Below are 24,127 nucleotides of genomic sequence, written 5' to 3'. Positions count from 1 at the left end.
ATACAAATTGTCAGCAAACCATAACGTGCGTTTCTTTATTATAATCATAAAAGCCCTTACCGGTTTTTCATCCCAATGCATGCCAATTACTTTTTCCGGACGCTTTGTGCTGCTTGCGATAGCAGTCACACTTAGCTCTGAAGTATTAGTCGCCAAAATGGTTTGAGCATCCGCATACAAATCTAGTTTTGAAAACATTTCTTTTTTCAGCTGTAAATTCTCTGGCACCGCTTCAATAATTAACTCTACTCATTGACATGCTTCTTGCAATGTTTGCATGGGAGCGATGCAATCAAACACATCCATTGCTTCTTCTTCACACATACGCCCTACTTTCACAAAACGCTGCAAGCTTTTTTCAATGCTTGTGCATCCTTTTTGTAAGCTTTCTTTGGAAACATCATACAGCTTAACCTACTTTCCTCCCATTACCAAAGCCTATGCGATACCGCTTCCCATAATGCCTGCTCCAATCACCGCAATACGTTTCATCATGCGCGTGTCTCCAGCGTTTCCTTCACTTTTTCACGAAGTGCTTGCTTTAAAAATTTCCCGACAGACGTTTTGGGGATTTCTTGAAGGAATAAAATATCATCTGGCAGCCACCACTTGGCAAACTGCGGTTTTAAAAACTCGTAAAGCTCCTCCTTATCTACTTGCATGCTTTCCTTTAGTACAACACATGCAATTGGTCTTTCCTGCCATTGCGGATGCGGTACTGCTACTACAGCTGCCTCAAATACAGCGTCATGCGCCATCAATGCATTTTCTAAATCAACAGACGAAATCCATTCTCCGCCGCTCTTAATCACATCTTTCACGCGGTCGACAATTTTAATTCGCCCTTCCTCATCAATTGTCACTACATCTCCTGTATACAACCAGCCATCACGAAATGCATCAGCTGTACGCTCGTCTCGATAATATTCAGATGCGATCCATGGTCCGCGCATCAGTAACTCTCCAATTTCCTCGCCGTCCCATTTAATTTCACCAGATTTGCCAATTGCTTTTACCTCCACACAAGGTACAAAATAACCTTGCTTGGCATAAATATCAAGCTTCGCCTCTTGATCCAAATCCAGCTCATGACTCTTCAACCTTGCCAATGCTACAAGCGGACTTGTTTCTGTCATTCCATATGCATGTAAAAATGGAATGTTATACTTCTGCGCAAACGCTGCAATCATACTTTTCGGTGCCGCAGATCCACCACATACAACGCCTCGTAAGCTACTTGTATCATATGAACCACTTTCAAGTTCCATTAATACACCAAGCCAAATTGTCGGCACACCGGCTGTAAATGTGACGCGCTCCTCTTGAATGAGTTCCAACAAAATTTTTGGTGTAAACATAGGCCCTGGCAATACCAGTTTTGTCCCAAACCAAACAGACGCATAAGGTAGCCCCCAAGCATTCACATGAAACATTGGTACAACAGGAAGCAGTACATCGCTTTCTGAGATGGCCGCGCTATCGGCCAAACCTAGCGCCATACAATGAAGTACTGTGCTGCGATGTGTATATACAACACCTTTTGGGTTACCCGTTGTAGCTGATGTATAGCACATACCAGCCGGATCATTTTCATCAATATCCTGTAAAAACGGATATGATGGATCTCCTTGTGCAAGCAATTCTTCATAATGATATACTGGCTGTAACGCAGTTGGCGGAAGTTCATGTTTATCCGTCATAATAATAAATGCCTCTACCGTGTTAAGTTCGTCTTTTATGCTCTCAATAAGCGGCAACAAATCTTCATCAATAAGCAAAACTTTATCTTCTGCATGATTAATAATATAGGAGATATGATTTGGCGCTAAGCGAATATTAATTGTATGCAGCACGCCACCCATGCCTGGAATAGCAAAATAGCTTTCTAAATGACGATGATGGTTCCAAGCAAAAGTTCCAACTTTATCACCCTTTTGTACACCCAATTTGACAAGTGAACTTGTCAAACGGCGTGTCCGTGCTGCCAGCTCCTTATACGTCAGTCTCGTAATGCCACTGCTCGTACGAGATACAATTTCTTTTTTGGGAAAGTAGCGCTCCGCGTGCTCCATCATGGTGCTAATTCTTAATGGTACATTCATCATATGTAATTCCCTCCAATGAATAGAAATATTAATACTCTATCGCCTTTACGAACACCGCTTTCCTGTAGTGACTCAGCCAGTTTGTCCACCTCGGGACTACTACTCATACATGTAGCGAATGCCTCGATACGACTTTAGAATAGTTTCTTCACTTGGTGCCTTTTGGTTTGGTATTTCTAAATAAACATCCATACATTTCTCTTTTCTATAAAAACGCTTTCAAAATCACTTAGATAATTACATGTAAAAATTAATACCTCTCCAAATAATTATAGGAATATTCTGATAAATTACAATAAAAAGAAGTCGACATTTTTGTTGCTTATACAACAAAAACAGACAAACATTTTGGTTTTTGACAAGCGTCATCATATCCTCAGAAAACCGATTGTAAAACTTATATTTTTAGACTATTTAAATTTTATAAAATAAACTGTTTTTCCACAAACGCTAAAAATCAAATTATAATCTTTTTAATACGTTTGGAAATCGGTATAGATTTATAGTAAAGGACGGGGTTTAATGCGCAATTTGTTCGGTGTAGTAATCGGTTCATTATTAGTAGCAATTTCTTTTAACATTTTTCTGATTCCCCATAAAGTCCTGAGTAGCGGCTTAAGTGGCATTGCCATTATTGTGGGGATTTTAACGCCGTTTAATGCGGGCATTGTAAATTTACTTCTTAACCTTCCCATTCTCGTGCTTGGGTACATCGGACTTGGAAAACGATTTATTTTTAATACGATTTTGTCAGTTTTGGTCATTTCTGTAGGCATGTACTATATACCTGTTGTGCCAATCGCTTCAGAAGCACTTTTGTCTTCCTTATTTGGCGGCGTTATCGCGGGAGCAGGTATTGGGCTTGTTTTAAACTGTTTCGGCTCTACAGGAGGATTTGATGTTATCGGTATGCTTATCTCTAAAACACGCGATATTCAACTTGGAGGATTTTTAATTCTATTAAATGCTGTTGTCATTGTTGTTTCAGGCTTTTTCTTCACATGGGATGCTGCTTTAAACAGTTTACTTTCCATCTATGTAACAGGAAAAGTAATTGATGCCGTTCATACAAAACATCGCAAGCTAACACTCATGATTGTTACAAATAAGGCGGAAGAAATGAAGCAAAGCTTATTAACAAGCGTTGTTCGAGGTATTACACTGTTAGAAGGCGAAGGAGCATACTCCAGCGAAAAAAAGCGTGTACTTATGACTGTCATTTCTAGAGAAGAACTGTTTGGAATTAAATCATTAATTTCAGAAACAGATCCGCAAGCATTTGTTAATATCACTGAGACAGTAGAGGTATTAGGACTATTTCGAAGAGGATAAAAAGAGGCTGGAACATAACTGAATCATGTAACTCTAAAACCGAAAGAATAGAGAATAAATAACACTAATAAATGAAAAGTCCGAACTAAATGGAATTCTAAGTAGAGAATTCTGACTAATAGTTCGGATTTTTCTTTGGTCAAAAACCTTTTGTCTCAGCCTCTTTTTATTCTATTTCACCTTCCCAAGCAAGCATGCCACCGCTCATATTCTTCACTTTGTACCCTTTCTCCGTCAAAAATGCCGAGGCACGCCCGCTTCTTGCACCAGAGCGGCATACCATAATATGCTCCTGCTCCTTATCAATCTCGGTAAGTCTTTGTTCCAATTCGCCGAGCGGAATATGAGCTGCACCGGGAATTTTTCCTTGTGCCACCTCTTCGTCTTCACGTACATCAATAATACTCAACTTTTTCTCAAGACGTAATTGTTCTACTTCATTCGGTGTAATTTCTTTATACATATAAGACACTCCTTTTCATAACTATTGCTTATATAGCGTTTCAATATGTACTACCTTTATACAAATATACGTTTCACTTTATTGTACAGAAAAGATGGGTATTATGCCAGTAAATCAAAGAAGTCAGCAAGATTTCACTGTCTCATCGTTATAAATGTCATAATAAGATGTGCGGCCAATCTGCTCGTCATATCACGAAAATCTAGTGTCGGGTCAATTTCGACAATATCCATTGCTTCAACCGGAGTCATGCCAATGGAACATAACCATGCAACGGATCGTGTGCTGAAGTTTAATCTGTAATCAAATCAGGTGTTATTCCTCGCTGCCATAGCCCCCTGGATTATTATGGTGTTTCATACTAATCATAATTCTATGCAATATAATATATTGCATACCCTTCTCCTCACACCTTATAATGAACCTAGCAATCTAAAGGGGGCTATGCAGTGCTGAACGGATGGTTTAGTTGGTTTATTGTTGGATGGACTGTGATTTTATTAGGACTGATGTCTATCGGCGGTTACTTTATGTTCCGGAAGTTTTTAAAGCGTTTACCAAAAGAAGACGGCATGTCGATTTTAGATTGGGAAGCGCATTATATTGATAAAACGCGCCACTTATGGAACGATGAGCAAAAAGCACTTTTGGAGGAACTCGTAAGTCCTGTTCCTGAATTGTTCCGCGATGTGGCTCGTTCAAAAATTGCTGGAAAAATCGGTGAGCTTGCCTTGCAGGAAAAGGCGACCGCAATTACACAGGACTTAATTATTCGAGGATATATTATCGCTACACCTAAGCGCGATCATAAATTCCTTATAAAGACCTTAGATAAAAAACAAATTGACTATTCACAGCATACTTCATTGTTTACATAAAAAACCTCGGATATATCCGAGGTTTTTTATGTAAACTTCATATTTTTGTCATAATAATCATCTTTCAAAGTAGCTTCCAATTTTTTGTAAGAGCGATACATCGCGATACGCCAAGAAACAATCATAGAAAAGGCAAGCAAAAAGAACATGCCACTTAATTCACCAAATGAGATGGTTTGACTCAAATATGTTTTAAATGCAATCCGGGCCACAAGAAGTCCTATCAAAATAAAGACAAATGCCTTAGAACGCTTCAAATAGATTTGTTGATCACGAACTTCAAATTTTGATGTTTTAATTAAAAAAATAGAGAAAATTAAGCCTACTACGATTGCTTCAAGCATTTCTAGTCGGGTTAACCGAAACATAGGAACCACATACATCAATGCACCCGTGCTCATAAAAAAAGGTGGTAAAATAATTTTTCTTGGTGACACAGGCTTTGCAGACGCTTTCAAACGAATGAAAGTAGCGACAATCATCATGAAAACAGCTGCAACGCTGGATATTAATATTAAGTTCATATCATCATTCCTTTATCTTGGAAGTATACCATTATCCTTATTATATGCTGTATTTATGGGCTTTTCCAATATTTCAGAATATGATTGTTAAAATCCTTTAAATCCACCAAACAGCTCCATAAAATAGATAGTAATCTTTGTCATACCGTCAAAATAAAGTAAAATTCCCATTGCAATCATAATATATCCGCCTACTTTGACAAAACGTGCACTATTCTTTTTAATCCAGTTTAGCTTAGAAATAAAAAGCGACATCACAAAGAACGGTATTGCAAATCCTAAAATATAAGCTACCATATACCACATGGCTGACTCCGGATTGGTTGCTGCGAGTGCAATGACACCGGCTAAAATTGGGCCTGTACAAGGTGTCCAGCCTGCAGCAAAGGCTACACCGATAATAATCGAACCGAAATAACCGGAAGGTCTGCTTTTAAATGTAAATTTATGGTCACTCATTAAAAATTTTGGTGTCCAAACCCCTATAATCATCAATCCGAATACCACAATAAAAATAGCACCTAACTGACGAATAAGGCTTTGATAGTTATTAAACAATTCTCCAATAAATGTTGTTCCAAAGCCAATTGCAACAAACACAATGGAAAAACCAATTAGGAAGAATAACGTATGCAACATGCTCCTTTTTTGCAACATACCTTGTTCTTCTCTTAACTCAGAAACCGACATGCCTGTTATGTATGATAAAAAAGCCGGATACAACGGCAAGCAGCATGGAGAAATGAAGGACAGAAACCCTGCTCCAAACGCCAAAAACAAATTAATATCTTGCATACAATCTCTCCTCTCTACTTCATTGTAGCAAATTTTATCATTCAATATGAATGAAATTATATATGGACAATTTGTGTCAGCCCTACCAACAATTTTACTATTGTAGGATGAGCCCTTTTTTACAGGACTACCTGCAATTTAACATACGATGCATATTGTAAATTGTACAGTTGATTTTCCCATCAGCTTTTACTCTAACACACATTTTGAAGGAGGCACACAACATGAGTCATCATGATCGCGTAGGTGGAGACAGAGATCACGGAGGTTTTTACGGTGGTTTCGCATTACTAGTAGTATTATTTATCCTTTTAATCATCATCGGCTGCAGCTGGGGTTGCGGCGGCTATGGCAGTGGCAGTGGCGGCTACGGTTACTACTAATACAAACTATGAAAGGAGCCTTGTAATCGGGCTCCTTTTTACAATTTACGCAAGCTGATTTTTGTAATGTTATGATTTTCGCCTTTATATAAAATGGACTGAGCACGACTTCTCGTTGGTAAAATATTCTCACGCAGATTTTTTGCATTGATTTCTCTCCAAATACGCTGTGCCAGTTGTAAGGTGTCTTCTTTTGACAGATTAACATAACGATGAAAATAGGAATTTGAATTTTGAAAGGCTGTTTTTTGCAGCATAAAAAAACGCTCAATATACCATCTTTCAATATTTTGCTCACATGCGTCTACGTAAATAGAGAAGTCAAAAAAGTCACTGACAAAAATTTGATGAGACGGACTGACCTGCAAAACATTAATTCCTTCTACAATCAAAATATCCGGTCTATCAATCACCTGTCCATCTCCAGGTAAAATATCATACTCCAAATGCGAATAAACCGGTGCTACCGCTTTTTCGCCGCTCTTTATGGCACTGATAAAATCAATAAGATTTTTGGTATCATAGCTTTCTGGAAAGCCTTTTTTATTCATGATTTGTCTTTCTTCTAAAATTCGGTTTGGATAGAGAAAGCCATCTGTAGTTACCAAATCGACTCTTGGATGACTCTCAAAGCGAGCTAACAACTTCTGTAGCAAACGCGCTGTTGTACTTTTTCCTACGGCCACGCTGCCAGCAATTCCGATAATATATGGTACCTTTTTTGTTCGATTCTCCAAAAATGTGGACACATTGCGATGTAGCTGTTGGGACGCTTCTACATACAAGTTAAGCAACCGTGTTAAGGGAAGATACACATCTGTAACCTCCCTCATGGAAAGGCTTTCATTCAATCCCTGTAGTTCCATTAGTTCGCGTTCCGTCAACTCACATGGCGCCTGCTGCAATTGAGCCCATTGCTCGCGACTAAATTCTATATACGATGTATTACCATGCATGACGTGTGCCACCTTTACTCTTTAATTTAGCTATTGGTTTATGTACAGTTTAAATTATATAAGGAACATTGCCTATATGTATATTGAAAGATTTCTTTTTATACTCGTACTCTGATAAAGACAATTCAAGTGCAACAGAGTACGAACATATTCTTTTTTTCTACTTTACTTACAATGCTTTTTCCAAATGCCCTTTATTCTGAAGCAAATACATGCTGTGATAACGACCTTTTAAGGTTAAAAGCTCTTGATGTGTGCCTTGCTCTACAATTTGACCATTGTGCATAACAAAAATTTTATTCGCATCTTGAATGGTTGACAGACGATGGGCGATTGCAATGGTTGTACGTCCATCCCTCATTCGACGAAGCGCTGTTTGAATATACTCTTCTGTTTCAGTATCAATGTTTGCCGTTGCCTCATCGAGTACTAAAATTTTAGGGTTGGTCGCAATTGTACGCGCAAACGTGATGAGCTGACGTTGTCCGCTTGAAAAGGCAGCTCCGCGTTCTACAACTTCCGTATCATAGCCATTCTCTAATGTACTAATAAAAGGATCTGCCTGCACAAATTGAGCCGCCTCCACTACCTCTTCATCCGTGATACGTTCGTTATACATCCGAATATTTTGCCTTACTGTCCCAGCAAATAAAAATGCATCCTGTAGTACCAGCCCGATATGCTGCCGGACTTCTTCTTCTTTAAAACTTGTTAAATCTGCACCATCAATTTTAATACAGCCTTGCTGAATATCATAAAAGCGCATCAGCAAATTCATAATGGTGCTTTTTCCGCTTCCTGTGTGACCAACAAACGCTACGGTCTCCCCTGGCTTTACCTCAAAGGAAACATCATGCAGTACGTTGCGTTTTCCATCATAAGAAAACGTAACATGTTCAAATAAAATATTGCCTTCTGTAATAAGCGGATTTCCCTGCCCTTTTTGTACTGGTGCGGCATCGCTTTCGTCCATGAGCTCAAAAACACGTGATGAAGAAACAAGGGCTTGCTGAAATAAAGAAAGCTTCATCATCATTTCATTAATCGGATCAAAGAATCGATTAATATAATTGACAAATGCATACAGTACCCCAACTTCTACAGGGCTCTTTATTGCATCTACACCAAATAAGGCTAAAATTGTGATAACAGCAAATACGCGTACCAAATCAGTAGCAGGGCGCAAAAATAATGCATCAAATTTTAAGTTTTTTCGTGAAGCTTCATAATGAAGACCGTTGACTTCTTCAAACTCCTTACGTAAACGACGCTCTTGACGGAAAACTTGGATAATCCCCATTCCTTGTATAGACTCGTTTAACTTTGCATTCAACTGGCTCACTTGATTACGAATTTCCGTATAAAAGACAGAGCTTTTTCTTCTGTATGCTATCATAATAGAAATGATGACCGGCAAGAGTAGCAGGCAAAATGCTGCCATTTTTGGGTTCAGTAAGAACATTGCCGTTAAAATACCTAGTAAAAATACAATATTTTTTACGAACGTAGAAAGAACGCTTACAAAAAAATCTTTAATGGCCTCTGTATCATTTGTAACACGCGACACAATCGTACCAATAGGTGTTCGGTCGAAAAAACCTAATGCAAGTTTTTGCACATGTCCATACACTTGCATACGGATATCCTGCACAATCTTAAAGGCAATGTTTTGAAAATATAATAAGTTTAAGTAGGTTAAACATACTTTAATCAAGTGTAAAGCAAAATATATGATAAACAATGTAAGCAATGCCTTCTTTTCAAAGCTGCCTGGTACTAAATGTTCGTCAATGAAGATTTTAATAAGAAACGGCCCTGCCATTTCTGCCGCTGTCGCTCCCATTAAAAACAAAAATGCAAGTGCAAGTGTTTTTTTGTATGGTTTCATATAGCCAAGCAATCGTTTTAAATCACTCATGACGCCTCTCCTTCCACAAGAGATTCTAGCTGTTGCTTTTCATACATCTCTTTATACCATCCATCCTCTTGCATGAGTTCCTCATGCACACCGCGTTGTACAATACGTCCTTTTTCCATTACAATAATATGGTCAGCATGCTGAATGGCGCTTAAGCGATGGGCGGTAATAATCGTTGTTTTATTGCAGCGTTCTTCTTTTAGTGCAGTTAGTATTTGCTCTTCTGTTTTTGCATCAACTGCCGATAAGCAGTCATCTAAAATTAAAATCTCAGCATTCGTCAGCAAGGCGCGCGCAATCGAAATGCGTTGCTTTTGTCCTCCTGATAAAGAAACCCCCCGCTCTCCAACTACTGTTTCGTATCCATCAGGAAACGCTAAAATATCGCTATGTATGCATGCAACTGTCGCAGCATGAGCAATTTCTTTATAAGCTGCCTCCGGCTTACCAAAAGCAATGTTGTCACTAAGTGTAGCGGAAAACAAAAAGTGATCCTGCGGTACATAAGAAATAGCCGATCTCAAACCATGTAGAGAAAAGTCCCGAATATCTTGACCAGCAATTGTAATACGCCCATCTATGTGGTCATATTCCCGAATTAAACATTTAAGCAAGGTTGTTTTTCCAGAACCTGTGCGCCCGACAATTCCTAATGTCTGTCCCTTCGGCAGTGTAATACAGATATCTTGTAAATCTGTTACATCATTTTGCTGATACGAAAATCGCTCAATACGATACTCTATCTCACCACTTGGGACTATATCCAGCTTCCCATCTATGACCGAAGGTTTTTCATCCAACAGTCGGCTTACGCGATCATAGGACGCACGTCCCCTCTCAACGATATTGAACAACCATCCGAATGCGAGCATAGGCCAAATTAAGGTTCCTAAATACGTTGTAAACGTCACAAGTTGCCCTACTGTCAGCTCTTTATTGACAACAAGAACTGAGCCGTATCCAACCGCAATCATAAACGAAAAACCTACTATTAATGAAATTGTTGGATCAAATAGAGAATCAATTCGTGCAACTAGCACATTTTTTTGTACCACATCCTCCGATTGTTCACGAAACGACTTCAGGTCTTCCTTCTCCTGTCCTAAAGAACGAATTACTTTCATGCCGCTCATGCTTTCTTGTACTTTATCATTAATTTCTGAAAAAGCTTGTTGCGCTTTATGAAATCGCTTATGTAGCAATGTGCCATAATAATTCGTACTCAGTACAAGAAAGGGCATAGGCAATAGACTAAGAACCGTTAACTTCCAACTAATCGTTACCGCCATCGTAATTAAAACCGCTCCGCCTACAGCTAGGGAATCGACAAGTGTTAAAACCCCAGCCCCTGCTGTTTGCTGAACGGCTTGAATATCATTCGTAGCATGCGCCATTAAATCTCCTGTACGATATTTCTGATAAAATGCAGGACTCATGCTTGTAAAGTGTTCATACAAGCGTGTACGAAGCTGCCTTGCTAACTTTAAAGAAGATCCAAATATCATAATGCGCCACAAATAACGTAAGCCGTACATGGTCAATCCAGCGATTGTTAAAATCAAACACCACTTCAATAAACTTTCCTTTGTTATCGTATTTGTTCCAACTTCATCAATTACGATTCCAATTACTTTCGGAGGTACAAGCTCTAAAATAGCAACAGCTAATAATAAAAGAATACCGGTAATGTACGAACGTTTTTCTTGTTTAAAAAACCATGCTAAATCTAAAAAAATTTTCATCTTTACCCCTCCATCCTTACAGACGATGATTTTAGTGTAACAAAATTTCATAATTTTTAAAACATTTATTATAAATAGTATAATCGATATATTCAACTTCTCATGGCATACAAAGACAACAAAGCCCTTTACCTTGTAAAATAGCAGTCCTGCCAGGGTAGCAAAGAAGGAAATTATCACCTCTTACATCGCAAAGAAACAAGGCTGTTTTCGCCAAATTTGTTGCTATGTAACAAATAGTGGGGAGTGGTTGATTTCCGCTCCAACCAACCTGAAACAAAGAAACTTATCTAAAAACAACAATCTTTTAGAAAAGAGCTAAAAACAAAAAGCACTCGAGATTCGAGTGCTTTGTCTTATTTCATTTGTTTGTTCATCGCCTGAAGCATTTGATTGATTTTTTTCTGAGATGGTTTTTGGCCCATCTGCATCATCATCATTTTCAACATTTGTTCATTAATTGGCGGATTTTTCTTTAGATAATCCATCATATATCGACGAGCGATAAAAAATCCTAGTGCTACACCTGCAATTAAAGCAAGCACGCCTACTAGAACACCTACCCAAACTGGCATACCTTTTTCCTCCTTCATGTTGTCTACATTACAGTGTACTAAAACCTTATCAATAAGACAAGGAGGTATTCGACATTTTTTTACTTACACGAACTTCCTTTCTTGCTTAATCGGATTTAACCAGCCATAACGGCGCTCCTGATAGTTCATGGCTAAAAATGTATCTTCATTTTTTCGTAGCACCTCAAAAAATATCGTTTCCCATTCTCCGCTTCCTTGTGAATGAATCTCAACATGGCGGTGATATAAACGCAAGGTGCAACACTCCTCTTTCTCGCCATATAATAGATGACATTCTTCTCCTTTTTTATAAGCTAGACTGTTTTGCAAGGCTTGTTCTATTCTATGATGAAGCTTTATCGTTTTAATCGGCTTCGTAACAAATTGAATTTGTTTATATAGTACTTTTTTCTCTGTTAAAGAATTGGCATTGCTAAATCGGGAAAATAAGTCAAACAACAAAAATTCACGCCCAAAATACGTTTTGGCAATGTCATCTTGAATTAGGTATAGATGATATGTTTTCACATGTCTCCCCCTCTGGACAACCTATTTTCTCTTCATTATAAAAGATAAATAAGAAGAGGATTGTCTGAAGATGGAGCAAGAAATAACTTTTTCTGTCGAAAATCAAAATTATACACAGAAAAACTAAAACTTAACCTATAACTTACACTCTTATGTGTTGAAAAATTCCTGTTAAAGTTACTTGTTACTTATTCACATTAAACTTTAGCACAGCTTTTGAAAAAAGACCCTCCTGTTTGGGAGAGTCTCTTTTCATTATAGTAAAGCCTTCGCTTTTTTCACTACGTTTTCTACTGTAAAGCCGTACTCTTGCATAATTTTTTCACCTGGTGCAGACGCACCAAAAGTATCAATGCCGATTACATCTCCATCTAGCCCAACATAACGATGCCAACCGAGAGTAGAACCCATTTCGATTGCAAGACGTTTTGTTACTGCTTTTGGTAGGACCGATTCTTTATATTCAGCAGATTGTGCTTCAAAGCGGTCGAAGGATGGCATGCTGATAACCGCTGCGTCCACGCCTTCTGCAGCTAGAGCTTCTTGAGCTTTTACAGCTAAATTTACTTCAGAACCAGATGCCAAAAGCAATACATCTGCTGTTTCTTTTTTGCTTGGTGACAAAACGTATGCACCTTTTTTCACTTTTTCATACGTATCTGTCATTGCACCTTCTAATGTCGCTAACGCTTGACGTGTCAACACAAGTGCTGTTGGCTTGTCAGATTCTAACGCCAGCTTCCATGCTGCTATAGATTCGTTACCGTCTGCAGGACGAATTACAGACATGCCTGGCATTGCACGAAGAGATGCTAATTGCTCTACTGGTTCGTGAGTTGGACCATCTTCTCCTACTGCAATGCTGTCATGTGTAAATACATACGTTACCGGAAGCTGCATCAGTGCCGCCAAACGAATCGCAGGACGCAGGTAATCAGAAAACACGAAGAATGTACCTCCATAAGTTTTCAAACCACCATGAAGCGCGATACCGTTCATTGCAGCACCCATCGCAAATTCCCGCACACCGTACCAGATGTTCTTGCCGCTGTAGTCATCACGTGTAAAGTCTTTTTCTTTCTTCATGTACGTATTGTTAGAGCCTGCAAGGTCTGCAGAACCACCGAAGAAAAATGGTACACTTTCAGCGATAGCTTGAATTGCATCTCCAGAAGAAGCGCGTGTTGCAATGGATTTACCCATTTCATATTTAGGCAGATTGGCATCCCAGCCCTCAGGAAGCTTACCTTCAATCGCCATTTTCAATTCTTTTGCAAGCTCTGGGTAGCTTTGCTCATATGCTGCGAATGTTGCTTTCCACTCGTTTTCTTTCTTTTTACCCGCTTCTTTGACCGTTTGATTGAAGTGGTCATATACTTCTTCAGGTACATGGAAATCTTGCTCAAATGTCCACTGATAAGCTTCTTTTGTCAATTTAATTTCTTCTGCGCCAAGCGGTGCACCATGAGAAGCAGACTTACCGGATTTATTCGGTGAACCATGACCAATTACAGTTTTAACTTCAATTAATGTTGGACGTTTTTCATCAGATTTTGCTTCTTCTAGCGCTTTTGTAAGCGTATCAACATCCGTTCCATCTTCTACACGAATAACTTGCCAGCCATACGCTTTATAACGATCTTCTACACTCTCAGAGAAAGAGCGGTGCAAGTCGCCATCCAAGGAAATGTCATTGGAATCGTATAAAACAACAAGTCGACCAAGCTGTAAGTGTGCAGCTAAGGAAGACGCTTCTGCTGATACACCTTCCATCAAGTCACCGTCTCCGCAAATAACATATGTATAATGATCTACAACGTTAAAGGTATCGCGGTTGTATTTTGCAGCCAGGTGACGCTCCGCCATTGCCATACCTACAGCTGTAGCAATACCTTGTCCAAGTGGACCTGTTGTTGCATCTACGCCTGGTGTATGGCCAAACTCAGGATGTCCTGGCGTTTTGCTGCCCCATTGACGGAAGTTTTTCAAATCATCCATGCTCATATCGTAACCACACAGGTGTAATAAGCTGTATAACAACATAGAGCCATGACCTGCGGATAATACAAAACGATCACGGTTAAACCAATTTGGATTTTCAGGATTATGATTCATAAATTTTGTCCATAGTGTATAGGCCATCGGCGCAGCACCCATAGGCATGCCCGGATGTCCAGAATTTGCTTTTTCAATTGCATCAATAGATAGTGTACGAATTGTATTAATCGAAAGCTGTTCGATTGAATGTGACATAAAATTCATTCCCTTCATTCAATTTGCCAAGCGGCACATTATATATGATAGCTTGCCACATCGTATTATACAACATGTATGCAAAAATATGTGCTTTTTTGCTCACAATCACAAGAGTTAACAACCAATATCCCTAACAAACATAAGGCTCTGTTAAAGTGCGTTGTTGATTTCCTTTATGAGGAGCGCAGTCACAGATCCTCCTCAGCACTACGCGTTTGCGGGGTCTCTCTTTAACATAATTCCGAAAGAAGTCTCCCACTTCAAACGAAGCTAAGTGGTGAGTAGTTCACCTAGATAGTTTCACACCTTCATTTCAATCAACAAGTTTCAATTATCCCTATCAGCCTTTAACACAGTCAAAAATAAAAATACCTACGCAGCCGCGTAGGTACTCCTATTTTTAACTCACCTTACTTTCCAACAAGTCCGTAGCTTGTCGTTCTGTGAGTCCTTTAATTAAGGCAAGTTCACTAATGAAAATTTTACGGGCAGTGTCTAATAGCTGCTTTTCGCTTGCATTGAGTGGTTTTCCTTTATGCTGTCGCATTAAATCGCGCACAACTTCGGCTCCCTCGTATATCGCACCTGTTTTAATTTTTTCCATGTTCATGCGGTGTCTTTGTTTCCACGGTACCGATTGATCAGACTCACCATGCTCAAATTGAAACAATACATCTTCAAGCGTACCACCATCTACTACATATCTTACAGCAGAAGCTTTTCCAGTTGGAATCATAATTTGCATGTCATTAATCGGCATGTGGATAATATAATATGTCCTAGTCTTACCTAAAATTTCCTTTTCTTCAATTGCCTCGACAACGCCGGCACCATGCATAGGGTAGACAATCTTATCACCTATTTGAAACAAATGAATCACCTCCATATACTCCTATAATCAGTATAACAGAGTTTCAAAAAATAGTAAAATAAATTATATTAACACTGATTTTTTATCATTGTCAATACATCGAGGTATGTTTCTTAAAATATTTTCTTTTAAACACAAATAAAAAAGCAGCCTAAGCCGCTTTTATCAATTCACTAAACCGTTACCTTCCGCTTTCAACAGCTTGAGCTTTTCCGGTGTAACGTCTTTTCCTTTTTCATCCACAATTTTCATAGACTTCAAATGAGTGAGCATATCGCCGCGAAACGCTTTTAAGTATTCCTGACGGAGTTCGTGACGTTCTTTCTGCTCTTCTACAGTTAGCCCTTGTGCCTTAGCCTTTCGAGCCAGTTCATTAATACGGTTTAGTTTTTCAGCTGGTAACATGGGCATTCTCCTTTCTTAATGATATAAATCATACAACAGTTATTTTACAATATCAAGTTGTTCGCGTTCGTATTCCTGGTAGCGTCTGTGAACAGTAGCTTTTGATACATCATAGCCAAAGCCACGAAGTGTAGCTGCAATTTCAGCAAAGGTCAATTCACTTTTTCGCAAACGAACGATTTCTTCAATAGGCACTTCTTTCTTTTCACGTCCGCTGTTAATATGCTGATTTTTTAAGTTGCGCTCGGGGCGAAAACCATTTTGCACAGCTCGCTGCATACCACGCTTAATCTTCATATTATGTATTTTCCGCTGATACTCTTCCACAATTGCGATGATATCAAGGACCATAGAATCCGCATCAGATAATTCTAGTTCACCACTATTAGAATGCGTGTACACACGCACCCCTTCTTTTTGTAAACAGCGCATAAGCGCAATTTTTGCGTTCCCTCGCCCAAGACGAGTTTCATCCTGAATGAGAACCACATCTGCTCCTTCTTTTATTGTATCAAGCATATCCAAAATTCCTTCACGCTCAATTTCATATCCGCTTGCTTGCTCTTCAATTATCTTTACGACCTGCATTCCATAGTTTGCTGCCATTTGCAGCAATTCGTCACGTTGCCTAGTTAGTGACGTTTCCTGTACGTCTTTTTTAGTGCTCACTCTCGCATAAATAACTGCTTTCATTTTAATCCTCCGCAATCTAAACCTTGCCTGCAGGACATATAAAAGACCTTTTTAAACAGGAAGGGCTCATCATTTTATGTAAGTCTCTATATTATAGCACAAAAAGACACACATTCGAACTTATGTTTGTGCATCAAAGTATGCTATGATATACTATTTATAATAATTTTTATAAAACGAGGTGATATGCTATGGAAAAATTGTCAAAACGACAGCTGGACATCTTTAATTTTATTAAACAAAAGGTGCAAGAAAAAGGCTATCCACCTTCCGTACGAGAAATCGGCCAAGCAGTAGGTCTCGCTTCCAGTTCTACTGTACATGGTCACCTTGCCCGTTTAGAAGAGAAAGGTTATATTCGCCGCGATCCGACGAAACCACGTGCCATTGAAATTTTAGAGGAAGACAATGTAGCTTCCTTTCCAGCCGTGCACGTTCCAATTGTCGGTAAGGTAACAGCTGGGTCACCGATTACCGCTGTTGAAAATATTGAAGAATATTTCCCGCTCCCTGCCAACCTCGTTTCGAGTTCGGATCAGGTATTTATGTTAACAGTACAAGGTGACAGCATGATTGAAGCCGGCATTCTTGATGGCGATTTGGTTGTAGTTCGTCAACAACAATCTGCAAATAATGGTGAAATTGTCGTTGCTTTAACCGAAGACAACGAAGCAACTGTGAAGCGCTTCTATAAAGAAAAAGATTATTTCCGCTTACAACCGGAAAATGCTACACTATCCCCTATCTTATTAAAGCAGGTTTCCATTGTCGGAAAAGTAGTCGGCGTATACCGCAGCATTCACTAAGAGCCCACGTCGGCTCTTTTTTTATCATATTAGGTGAAAAGTCCCCACCTCAAGAGTAGGGAGCCTTTCATCTATACGCTACGATGTTGAAACAAGTACAGCTCTTTGGCAATTTTACGTAGGTGCTCAGGAATTTTCGTGTGTTGCCGGCAATTATTACAGTATTCCTCTGTCACAATACTATTTCTCCAGCCATTTCGAAGCGCATATTTCGTAATACGTTTTGGTGTACCGCATGTGTCACATAATGCTAAATATACCATCTTCCGCTGCATTTTCATCAACTCCCCGTTATTGTTATTTATATGTACGGAAAACATTGCAAACGTATTCATCAATTAGTAGAAATAGGTGTGTCGCAGACATAATTGCTTTATTATTTACATTCTGCATATGACTACATATGGCGTATTACTGAAGTACAAAAAAGCCTTGATATCAATGATACCAAGGCTTTCTCTTCTTAATAAATGCTCATATACTGATCGCGTTCCCAAGGGTGAACTTGTGTTCTAAATATGTTTCTTCCTATTTATATGGAATCAAAATATATCATGTATGTTGATTTTCTAGGTCTTTCAACAACAGGTGTTTCATTATGATTCACCTGTTTTTGTTTTTTCGTGGTCATTTTGTGGTCATTTATGTGGGCAAATTTATTGTGATATGAACAGTTTTTAATACTTGTATAAGTATACAATGTTTTGTCATTCAACGCTTGTTTTTTATTCGTATGCTTGGTGGCGCTGCCATATGTGCGATAAACGGCTTTGTAGACTCTCCATTAGTACGCAGGATATTAATTGCGTGAAACCTCTTTAAATTGATGCAGTCTGTTAAATCGAATGGTGCAATCTCTTCTTTGAACTTCAGCCACGTCTCTTTTGATGTTGGATATAAATGATAATGTGGCAACGCGTTTTTCACTGCACTCTGTGCTTGCTTCGGTAGCTGCTCCCAGTAATGAAACAGCCACACGAACCCCACACGCCATTTCCGGCTTTCTACCGCCATACTCTCCCATAACTTCGCACTTCGGTTAAACTGGTGCGGTTCATCAATCAATACGAAGAACGGAAACTGATCTTCTTCTTTCCTCATTTGCATTGCCAGGTTCACCTTAGTCATGATGAGATTACCAATCAGATTGATTTGTTTCGGCGTGAGTAAATCCTTTTTAGCCACATCAATAATGATTGCTTTCTTTTGGCTAAGCAGTTTCACGAAGTCAAGTGATACATCACTATGGAAACATTCCATCATAAAAGAATCTCCCATAATCATATCCATGCGGTTATAGATAGGCTTTACAATCTTCATCCGCATGTTCTCACTTTCTTTAGAAAACTGCATGAGTGTGGTTTTGTGCATCCCATCTGGAAGCTTCTCAGCAACTTCCTCCAAGTAATTCATGTCCTCCATGATACGAAATACCTCGTTGAGCTTAGCGGTCTGCATGCCCATGATAAACGCCCGTAGATATCGTTCTGTTTGCACACTATCTTCCAATGAATCTTCAAAGAAGGAAAGGACTGCATCAGCCAATAGTCCCTTCCCATACTCACTGTACTGTGCCTCGCACCAATCAAAAGAAGGTTTCAAGTGTTTGATATTGATAATCTCATATTGGTCCGGTCGTAATACCTTCTTCACCTGTTCGCTCACCTGATGTTTAGCTGGGTCGATGAACATGGCGCCAAATCCATTTCTCACCGCTTCTACTACACGATTTGCCCCAAAGCCATCTGTTTTCCCTTGCCCCATGCCACCGATCGCACAGACCGGCAGGCAAAGTTCATCCCAATTTGTTGTCGGCATATACACTTGTTTCGTCTCACCACGGTGTGTTTGTTCACCAAGAAGTAAACCACCTTCAAATAATGTAGCTGCCACCTCTGTCTCCTGGAGCTTAATGCCTGGGATATGATACTTTTCTTGTAGAGATAATGGCGGCAATGTGAATAATCGGGCTATTTCCGGAATAGACATGTAATCAGACGCTAGTTTCATTCCTTTTCGACGTTCTTTCATTAGAGAGAATGTCTTTTTTGTGTTCGTGATACGGTTCTGTAATTGGTTATCTCCATCAAACTCCCGGAACGCCGTACTAACAGCGCGGTTTAACAGATGTGCTTGCTTCGTATTCGTACTTTGGATACCAATCCTTATACTCACGTCATACGCGTCTCCTCGTGTCTTCTGGACTGTTTCTGTACGTAAGGGACCGTCTCTAAGAATCATCCCACGTTCCCCTGCGGATAAATCCACCTTTTCCGGTTCTTCCCCTGTCAGTAGCTCTGTTACAATAGAGATGGCACCAAACGTGACGTATGCAGCTGCTTTGATGGTAGACTGCACCATGTCTTTTTTCGTAAACCGCAGGCGCTGCGGCATACTTCCTCTTTTGAATTGCATGTAAGCCTCTGTTGCGGGTACATACCAGTCATGAAACGCTGGCTCACTGAACACTTGAATGATGACCTTGTCACCAGTCTGCATGATGTTCAGGACCTCAAGTAATGATTTGAGCCAGTTGCCCCTCCGATCTACACGCATCGCTAAGAAATAATGGTGTCGCATCTCCATGACAGATGTGAGTGCGGGTGTAAAGGTATGCAGAATATCCTCCTGTTCTTGCACAGTTACTTGTGGCCAAGAAGAATGTACCGCTTTTTGCACGATTCGTTCAGCATCTTCCGGTAACGTGATATGAAAACTGGTGTTCTTTGGCTCGAGCATGATTTCCCATGAAAAGAAATTGGCATCCAACCGTTTTGTTTCCTTATTGAAACGTTCAAACATGGAGCGGTAACTGCATAAGGACTGTGCAAAATGTTCTACCCTTCCATTTTCTAAGCGACTATCCGGCATAATGCGCATATGCTTCATTTCGTCACCATCGCCTTTCCTACCTCAACCAAGATTTGCATGATGGACGGCGCGAACTGTAAGCCGATGTAACCTACTGCAGCCCATTTAATCATGGAAAGCCCTTTGCTTCTTTGCCCCATAATAATAAGTAAGAAGCCACCACCAATCATCAGGAACGTAACAGGATAGGCTACACCTTGCACTAGGCTAATGATGGGGTCAAACGCGCTGATAATACGTGCTGTCGTGTCCATTGCCGATACAGGATGTAAACCACCAAACGTTAATGCTGTTCCCAAACCCACGGCATGTAATACTGGACTTGGTTGTTTTTTCTTGTTCTTATACTCACCGCTTATAAACTCACCGAAGCTGTACGTCACAGTTTTTGCCATTCATTATCTCTCCCTTTTTGTAAATAATATAGGTACAACATGAAAAGGGGGCTGCGTTTATGCCGTTAGTACTACTTGGAAAAATTCTCGTGGGCTCTGGAACAACATTGCTGGTATTAAAAATCATTGCGGATCTGATTACCCTCGCGCGTTAAATGAAAGATGACATAGATACTTTTTTCTCTTTTCGCTCTTCTCGTACAATTACGGGAGGAGTTTGTTTTTGTTCTGTACTAGGAGTAAAGGAAGGTTGTGATGTTTGTTGTAAAGGAGTATAAGGTACTGGACTATGCGCCTGCTCCATGTCACGCTGGATAAGTCGTTTTACGTATTTTGCGAACATGCCTTGTTGCTTTGCGTGGCTATACATCTGCATTTCAAAGGAATCTTTTCGATTAAAAGAGACGTTTTTAAACAAGCGATTTTCATCCTTCATAACCGTACACCGCCTTAGCAATATGATACATACCAACAACTGTCGCGTATTTTGGATGAACAGACATGACTTTGGTACCGACTTTTACAAGAGGATGAATGACTTTACAATCCGGAAACTGCATTTGTAAATATGGTTTCACTTTCTCTGCAGCTCCCCCAACGATTCGATACGAGTCTTGACGATTAAAGCGGTTCAGGGCCGAAATAATACCATAACTCATAGCCTGCATATCCTTTGTTTTGGTGGATTCAGCACCAAACGGCAATGTAAAACTTTCCTTATCAATGAATTGTCCGTCTCGAATTGTTGCAATGTTTACTGTGCCACTGCCCACATCGACGATATGAACAACAGGTAACTCTTCTTGTAAGCTCCAGTACGCTGCAGCTCCTTCTGGTGCTACCTCGGTATTATGAATATAGAATTTCCTCTCTACACCATTTAACACAAGACGGTGTTCTTTCGCCAACATCGCTTTAATCCGTAGTTTCTCCTCTGATTTATGGCTTTCAATTGGTTGCCCTACCACAATATGATTATCGTAATGCTTGCTGTAACGATGTAAAGCGATGAGAATCCTTAACTTGGCATCTTCATGTGCTTTGGAAAGCCCCATAGAGTTGCGTGGGAATTCCGATTCGTACTGTGCCAGTTCACCTGCAAAAAATGGCATTCCATTGTACACACCAATCATTTCATCTTCATATTGAGACTCAAGACGACGATCTCGCGCTTCTCCTAAAAATGAATTGAACGAAAAGACACCTTCTGCTGTAGCTACCTTTACTTCGTTGTTGCCAGCATCAAGCGTAATGATGTTCATTCTATCCCATCCTTTTCACTATTGTGGCACATATGCTACACATCTGTGTGATGGTGTCAAATCCGTGTAGCAACTGTGTATTAAAATGTATGACACACGCCTACACATTTTGCATGTACCACTTAAAAAAGTACGTGCATATCGTCATTTTTTAACAGGATAAGCTATGAAGTTTACCGAAATATAGCTATGAGGTGAAGGAAATGAAGATTATATGTCGTTTGAAGGTTATTTTTGCAGAGAGGAATATTAAGCAGACTGTATTCGCAGAAAAGATTCAACTCAGCAGAACAACATTAAGCTCTTTAGTGAATAATCAGGCATTACCTAGTCTGACAAATGCTTATATTATTGCAAAAGAGTTAGGGTTACCTATTGAAGAAATATGGATACCTGTGGTGGAAAATAAAAAAGACCCCGTTACGGAGTCAATAAACGAATGATGTATTGGATATGGACTGCTTCGCGCTTCTTTGCATAGTAGCGCTCTTTTTTTCTGTCACTTTCCTTTTCTGCTTCTAGCTTCTCCAGTAGCAGGTTCTTCATGTGCGGAAAGAGCTGTGCATCACGAATCTTCTCTGTTTTCCCGTCAATTTTACCGCTTAGCAGCAATTGTGAGGTTTTCTCTTGGATCTGGTACTCCACTTCTTTGATTTTATGAAGCGTATCATAATACGCTAGTTCCGTTTTACTGATTTCATGATTCAATTCTGTCAGTCGTTGGATAAGCTCTTGATTGTTCACGTACCCACCTCCATCGGCTTTTCGGTGACTCGCTCACCAAAAGCATATGCGCTGTAGGGGTTGTCAGTTGCTAGTACTACTAAAAATAAACAAATTTTTATGAAATATTTTCCTCATTATTTGCTATAATTATATCGTAAATCAAACATAAATTAGGAGTGAATCTAATTGCAGAATAAATTCAAGAAGTTAAATCAGCGGTTTGGTATCATTGAATATCCTGTCACATTAAAGGAGATGGAAGAAATCTCTTTAGAGTTCCCCAAAACTGAGCGTAAATTTTATGAGTTTGCTATAACGGCTTTGAAAAAGATTATGAAAGAGAGTGAAAAGATTTATTCTTTTACTACTGCTGATCCTAAATTAATGAAAACGGGTTTTTTAGTAGTAGCAGAATATAATCTCATCCTCGTATCTTTGAAAGGTGGTTTATTCGGGGGAGCAGAAACAGAATTAATAAAATATGAGGCAATAAAAAATGTAGATTTTGATATTGCTCCAAACCCCTTCGGAGCAGCTCAAATGGAATTAGGGATACTACATTTAGAAACAAAAGGAATGTTGGGTGGAAAAAAAAGAACAATCCGCAATATCCCAGATTACAGCCTTGATTATGTCGTGAAAATGGTTCGAGATAAAGTTAGTGAACAGGCATTAAAAGCATAAGATTTATCTAACCGCGGATTAAAATTTCACAAAACGTCAAATCCGCTTTAACTAACAAGTTATTTTAGAACTGTAATGCATTGGTTATAAATGATAAATAAAGTAACCCGCCTCGTTGAGGGCGGGTTTTTCTTTTTATAAAGATTTTTTACATTTTACTAATAATATCAAATATCTGTAGACCCGCTGATGATGATTGAATGATTTGTGATAGCCACCCGAATATTTTTTCCGCACGGGCTTTTTCGTTATTAACCACCGCATCTTTTAATTTAGAAGCAGCTTCTAAATCGTCTACCCTATTATCAGTAGTGGAAAGTGTTTCGATTGCCTCTAACAATTTACTGAAAATAGCGTCCAACTCTTTATTATCCGTTGTTTGATAAATAGTCAGTTGCTGAGAGTTATTATCGCCAGTATTAATAATATTTTGTCCAGCATTTCCTTGTATTGTAATACTTTTGTCTACCACTACAATTATCCCCCTTTCATTTCTTGCAACAAGTCCAAGTCGTTCCAAATCAGAATACAATTTCACATTCTGCATAGAATCTTGATTTAAACTAACTGTAGTATTGATTTGTTGATGACACTTTTTTTTTTACATTCATCTATAAATTCTTTAGCGAATTGAAATGCTATGAGAACATTATCGGGTTCGAATTCATCTTCAGAACACCAGCATTCGTATACTTCCTCATAATTAATAGGTTCGTCCAACTTATAAATATGGCATTTATGGTTATTTGGACACAGAACAATCTGAACCGCATTTAGCATATATCCTTGTAATCTCATTAAATACTTAAAAACATCTCCATAATAAGATTCATCTAAGTTGGCAGCATATAAAACATTTTCTACGGTAAAATTTTCAATTGGTGGAGTTATTGTAGCCCAGTCTTCCAATATACTATTAATTCTTAAAGCTGGAACATGCATAATGTTTCCCCACCTTT

27 protein-coding genes and 2 pseudogenes are annotated in these 24,127 nt (G+C 39.2%); 6 read left to right on the top strand and 23 right to left on the bottom strand.

Annotation, left to right across the window (positions count from 1 at the left end):
* Positions 1-81: 81 nt before the first annotated feature.
* Both EEJ45_RS18925 and EEJ45_RS05525 read right to left on the bottom strand, forming a co-directional pair.
* A pseudogene (locus tag EEJ45_RS18925) lies at positions 82-408 on the bottom strand (3-hydroxyacyl-CoA dehydrogenase NAD-binding domain-containing protein); the annotation flags it as partial.
* A gap of 83 nt (positions 409-491) precedes the next feature.
* Positions 492-2,105 (bottom strand): long-chain fatty acid--CoA ligase, encoded by a 1,614-nt coding sequence (locus tag EEJ45_RS05525; protein WP_124563793.1) that lies wholly within the window; start codon positions 2,103-2,105, stop codon positions 492-494.
* A gap of 522 nt (positions 2,106-2,627) precedes the next feature.
* Between EEJ45_RS05525 and EEJ45_RS05520 the strand changes: the two genes are divergently transcribed.
* Complete coding sequence (locus tag EEJ45_RS05520; protein ID WP_124563792.1) at positions 2,628-3,437, top strand: YitT family protein; 810 nt, start codon at positions 2,628-2,630, stop codon at positions 3,435-3,437.
* Positions 3,438-3,603: 166 nt separating this feature from the next.
* Here the strand turns inward: EEJ45_RS05520 and EEJ45_RS05515 are convergent, their stop codons facing one another.
* Positions 3,604-3,900, bottom strand: coding sequence for a rhodanese-like domain-containing protein (locus tag EEJ45_RS05515; RefSeq protein WP_124563791.1), 297 nt, complete (start codon positions 3,898-3,900; stop codon positions 3,604-3,606).
* Positions 3,901-4,034: 134 nt separating this feature from the next.
* A pseudogene (locus EEJ45_RS05510) lies at positions 4,035-4,157 on the bottom strand (arginase family protein); the annotation flags it as partial.
* 192 nt (positions 4,158-4,349) lie between these two features.
* On the opposite strand from EEJ45_RS05510, the gene EEJ45_RS05505 reads away from it, so the two are divergent.
* Positions 4,350-4,778, top strand: a complete 429-nt coding sequence (locus EEJ45_RS05505; protein WP_124563789.1) for a DUF2621 domain-containing protein — start codon at positions 4,350-4,352, stop codon at positions 4,776-4,778.
* A 26-nt stretch (positions 4,779-4,804) separates the two neighbouring features.
* Here EEJ45_RS05505 and EEJ45_RS05500 read toward each other — a convergent pair whose 3' ends face one another.
* Both EEJ45_RS05500 and EEJ45_RS05495 read right to left on the bottom strand, forming a co-directional pair.
* Positions 4,805-5,302, bottom strand: a complete 498-nt coding sequence (locus tag EEJ45_RS05500) for a CcdC family protein (protein WP_124563788.1) — start codon at positions 5,300-5,302, stop codon at positions 4,805-4,807.
* A gap of 87 nt (positions 5,303-5,389) precedes the next feature.
* Positions 5,390-6,097: a cytochrome c biogenesis CcdA family protein gene (locus tag EEJ45_RS05495; protein WP_124563787.1), complete on the bottom strand. Its 708-nt coding sequence runs from the start codon at positions 6,095-6,097 to the stop codon at positions 5,390-5,392.
* Positions 6,098-6,321: 224 nt separating this feature from the next.
* Between EEJ45_RS05495 and EEJ45_RS05490 the strand changes: the two genes are divergently transcribed.
* A complete protein-coding gene (locus tag EEJ45_RS05490) occupies positions 6,322-6,480 on the top strand; it encodes a YjcZ family sporulation protein (RefSeq protein WP_124563786.1) in 159 nt (52 codons plus the stop codon).
* Between the two features lie 38 nt (positions 6,481-6,518).
* On the opposite strand, the gene coaA is transcribed toward EEJ45_RS05490, so the two are convergent.
* The 9 genes from coaA to EEJ45_RS05445 form a co-directional block, all read right to left on the bottom strand.
* A complete protein-coding gene (gene coaA / locus EEJ45_RS05485) occupies positions 6,519-7,436 on the bottom strand; it encodes a type I pantothenate kinase (protein WP_124563785.1) in 918 nt (305 codons plus the stop codon).
* A gap of 169 nt (positions 7,437-7,605) precedes the next feature.
* Positions 7,606-9,354: an ABC transporter ATP-binding protein gene (locus EEJ45_RS05480; RefSeq protein WP_124563784.1), complete on the bottom strand. Its 1,749-nt coding sequence runs from the start codon at positions 9,352-9,354 to the stop codon at positions 7,606-7,608.
* Entirely contained in the window at positions 9,351-11,096 is a 1,746-nt protein-coding gene (locus EEJ45_RS05475; RefSeq protein ID WP_124563783.1) for an ABC transporter transmembrane domain-containing protein, read from the bottom strand. Before EEJ45_RS05475 ends, EEJ45_RS05480 begins: the two co-directional genes overlap by 4 nt.
* 356 nt (positions 11,097-11,452) lie before the next feature.
* Positions 11,453-11,671, bottom strand: a complete 219-nt coding sequence (locus tag EEJ45_RS05470; RefSeq protein ID WP_028399092.1) for a YneF family protein — start codon at positions 11,669-11,671, stop codon at positions 11,453-11,455.
* Between the two features lie 84 nt (positions 11,672-11,755).
* Positions 11,756-12,199, bottom strand: a complete 444-nt coding sequence (gene sirA / locus EEJ45_RS05465; RefSeq protein ID WP_124563782.1) for a sporulation inhibitor of replication protein SirA — start codon at positions 12,197-12,199, stop codon at positions 11,756-11,758.
* Between the two features lie 255 nt (positions 12,200-12,454).
* Complete coding sequence (gene tkt, locus EEJ45_RS05460) at positions 12,455-14,452, bottom strand: transketolase (protein WP_124563781.1); 1,998 nt, start codon at positions 14,450-14,452, stop codon at positions 12,455-12,457.
* A gap of 403 nt (positions 14,453-14,855) precedes the next feature.
* Positions 14,856-15,341 carry a CarD family transcriptional regulator gene (locus EEJ45_RS05455; RefSeq protein ID WP_124563780.1) on the bottom strand — a complete coding sequence of 162 codons (486 nt, stop codon included), beginning with the start codon at positions 15,339-15,341 and terminating at the stop codon, positions 14,856-14,858.
* A gap of 150 nt (positions 15,342-15,491) precedes the next feature.
* Positions 15,492-15,731 carry a DUF896 domain-containing protein gene (locus EEJ45_RS05450; RefSeq protein WP_124563779.1) on the bottom strand — a complete coding sequence of 80 codons (240 nt, stop codon included), beginning with the start codon at positions 15,729-15,731 and terminating at the stop codon, positions 15,492-15,494.
* Between the two features lie 39 nt (positions 15,732-15,770).
* Positions 15,771-16,424, bottom strand: a complete 654-nt coding sequence (locus EEJ45_RS05445) for a YneB family resolvase-like protein (protein ID WP_124563778.1) — start codon at positions 16,422-16,424, stop codon at positions 15,771-15,773.
* Positions 16,425-16,615: 191 nt separating this feature from the next.
* Here EEJ45_RS05445 and lexA point away from each other — a divergent pair, with 191 nt between their 5' ends.
* A complete protein-coding gene (lexA, locus tag EEJ45_RS05440) occupies positions 16,616-17,230 on the top strand; it encodes a transcriptional repressor LexA (protein ID WP_124563777.1) in 615 nt (204 codons plus the stop codon).
* A gap of 71 nt (positions 17,231-17,301) precedes the next feature.
* Here the strand turns inward: lexA and EEJ45_RS05435 are convergent, their stop codons facing one another.
* The 5 genes from EEJ45_RS05435 to EEJ45_RS05415 form a co-directional block, all read right to left on the bottom strand.
* Positions 17,302-17,505: a hypothetical protein gene (locus EEJ45_RS05435; protein WP_124563776.1), complete on the bottom strand. Its 204-nt coding sequence runs from the start codon at positions 17,503-17,505 to the stop codon at positions 17,302-17,304.
* 436 nt (positions 17,506-17,941) lie between these two features.
* Complete coding sequence (locus EEJ45_RS05430; RefSeq protein ID WP_124563775.1) at positions 17,942-20,119, bottom strand: ATP-binding protein; 2,178 nt, start codon at positions 20,117-20,119, stop codon at positions 17,942-17,944.
* On the bottom strand, positions 20,116-20,496 hold the full coding sequence (locus tag EEJ45_RS05425; RefSeq protein ID WP_124563774.1) for a hypothetical protein: 381 nt from the start codon (positions 20,494-20,496) through the stop codon (positions 20,116-20,118). Before EEJ45_RS05425 ends, EEJ45_RS05430 begins: the two co-directional genes overlap by 4 nt.
* 151 nt (positions 20,497-20,647) lie before the next feature.
* The gene (locus EEJ45_RS05420; protein ID WP_124563773.1) at positions 20,648-20,932 is read right to left on the bottom strand and encodes a hypothetical protein; all 285 of its coding nucleotides are present in this window, start codon (positions 20,930-20,932) and stop codon (positions 20,648-20,650) included.
* Positions 20,922-21,758 carry a ParM/StbA family protein gene (locus EEJ45_RS05415; protein WP_124563772.1) on the bottom strand — a complete coding sequence of 279 codons (837 nt, stop codon included), beginning with the start codon at positions 21,756-21,758 and terminating at the stop codon, positions 20,922-20,924. The genes EEJ45_RS05420 and EEJ45_RS05415 overlap by 11 nt, the downstream gene beginning before the upstream one ends.
* A gap of 203 nt (positions 21,759-21,961) precedes the next feature.
* On the opposite strand from EEJ45_RS05415, the gene EEJ45_RS05410 reads away from it, so the two are divergent.
* Complete coding sequence (locus EEJ45_RS05410; RefSeq protein WP_124563771.1) at positions 21,962-22,201, top strand: helix-turn-helix transcriptional regulator; 240 nt, start codon at positions 21,962-21,964, stop codon at positions 22,199-22,201.
* Here EEJ45_RS05410 and EEJ45_RS05405 read toward each other — a convergent pair.
* On the bottom strand, positions 22,179-22,502 hold the full coding sequence (locus EEJ45_RS05405) for a hypothetical protein (protein ID WP_124563770.1): 324 nt from the start codon (positions 22,500-22,502) through the stop codon (positions 22,179-22,181). The two genes, EEJ45_RS05410 and EEJ45_RS05405, sit on opposite strands and share 23 nt — an antisense overlap.
* 168 nt (positions 22,503-22,670) lie before the next feature.
* On the opposite strand from EEJ45_RS05405, the gene EEJ45_RS05400 reads away from it, so the two are divergent.
* Complete coding sequence (locus EEJ45_RS05400) at positions 22,671-23,168, top strand: PH domain-containing protein (protein ID WP_245999827.1); 498 nt, start codon at positions 22,671-22,673, stop codon at positions 23,166-23,168.
* Positions 23,169-23,316: 148 nt separating this feature from the next.
* Here the strand turns inward: EEJ45_RS05400 and EEJ45_RS05395 are convergent, their stop codons facing one another.
* Together EEJ45_RS05395 and EEJ45_RS05390 are read right to left on the bottom strand one after the other, a co-directional pair.
* The gene (locus tag EEJ45_RS05395) at positions 23,317-23,640 is read right to left on the bottom strand and encodes a hypothetical protein (protein ID WP_124563769.1); all 324 of its coding nucleotides are present in this window, start codon (positions 23,638-23,640) and stop codon (positions 23,317-23,319) included.
* Between the two features lie 86 nt (positions 23,641-23,726).
* Positions 23,727-24,110, bottom strand: coding sequence for a hypothetical protein (locus EEJ45_RS05390; protein ID WP_124563768.1), 384 nt, complete (start codon positions 24,108-24,110; stop codon positions 23,727-23,729).
* Between the last annotated feature and the right edge of the window lie 17 nt (positions 24,111-24,127).

This window comes from Ectobacillus antri, from assembly GCF_003852715.1.
In the GTDB taxonomy this organism is placed as follows: domain Bacteria; phylum Bacillota; class Bacilli; order Bacillales; family Bacillaceae_G; genus Ectobacillus; species Ectobacillus antri.
The sequence above is the reverse complement of the archived record's forward strand: the minus strand, read 5'-3'. Positions and strand labels throughout refer to the sequence as shown.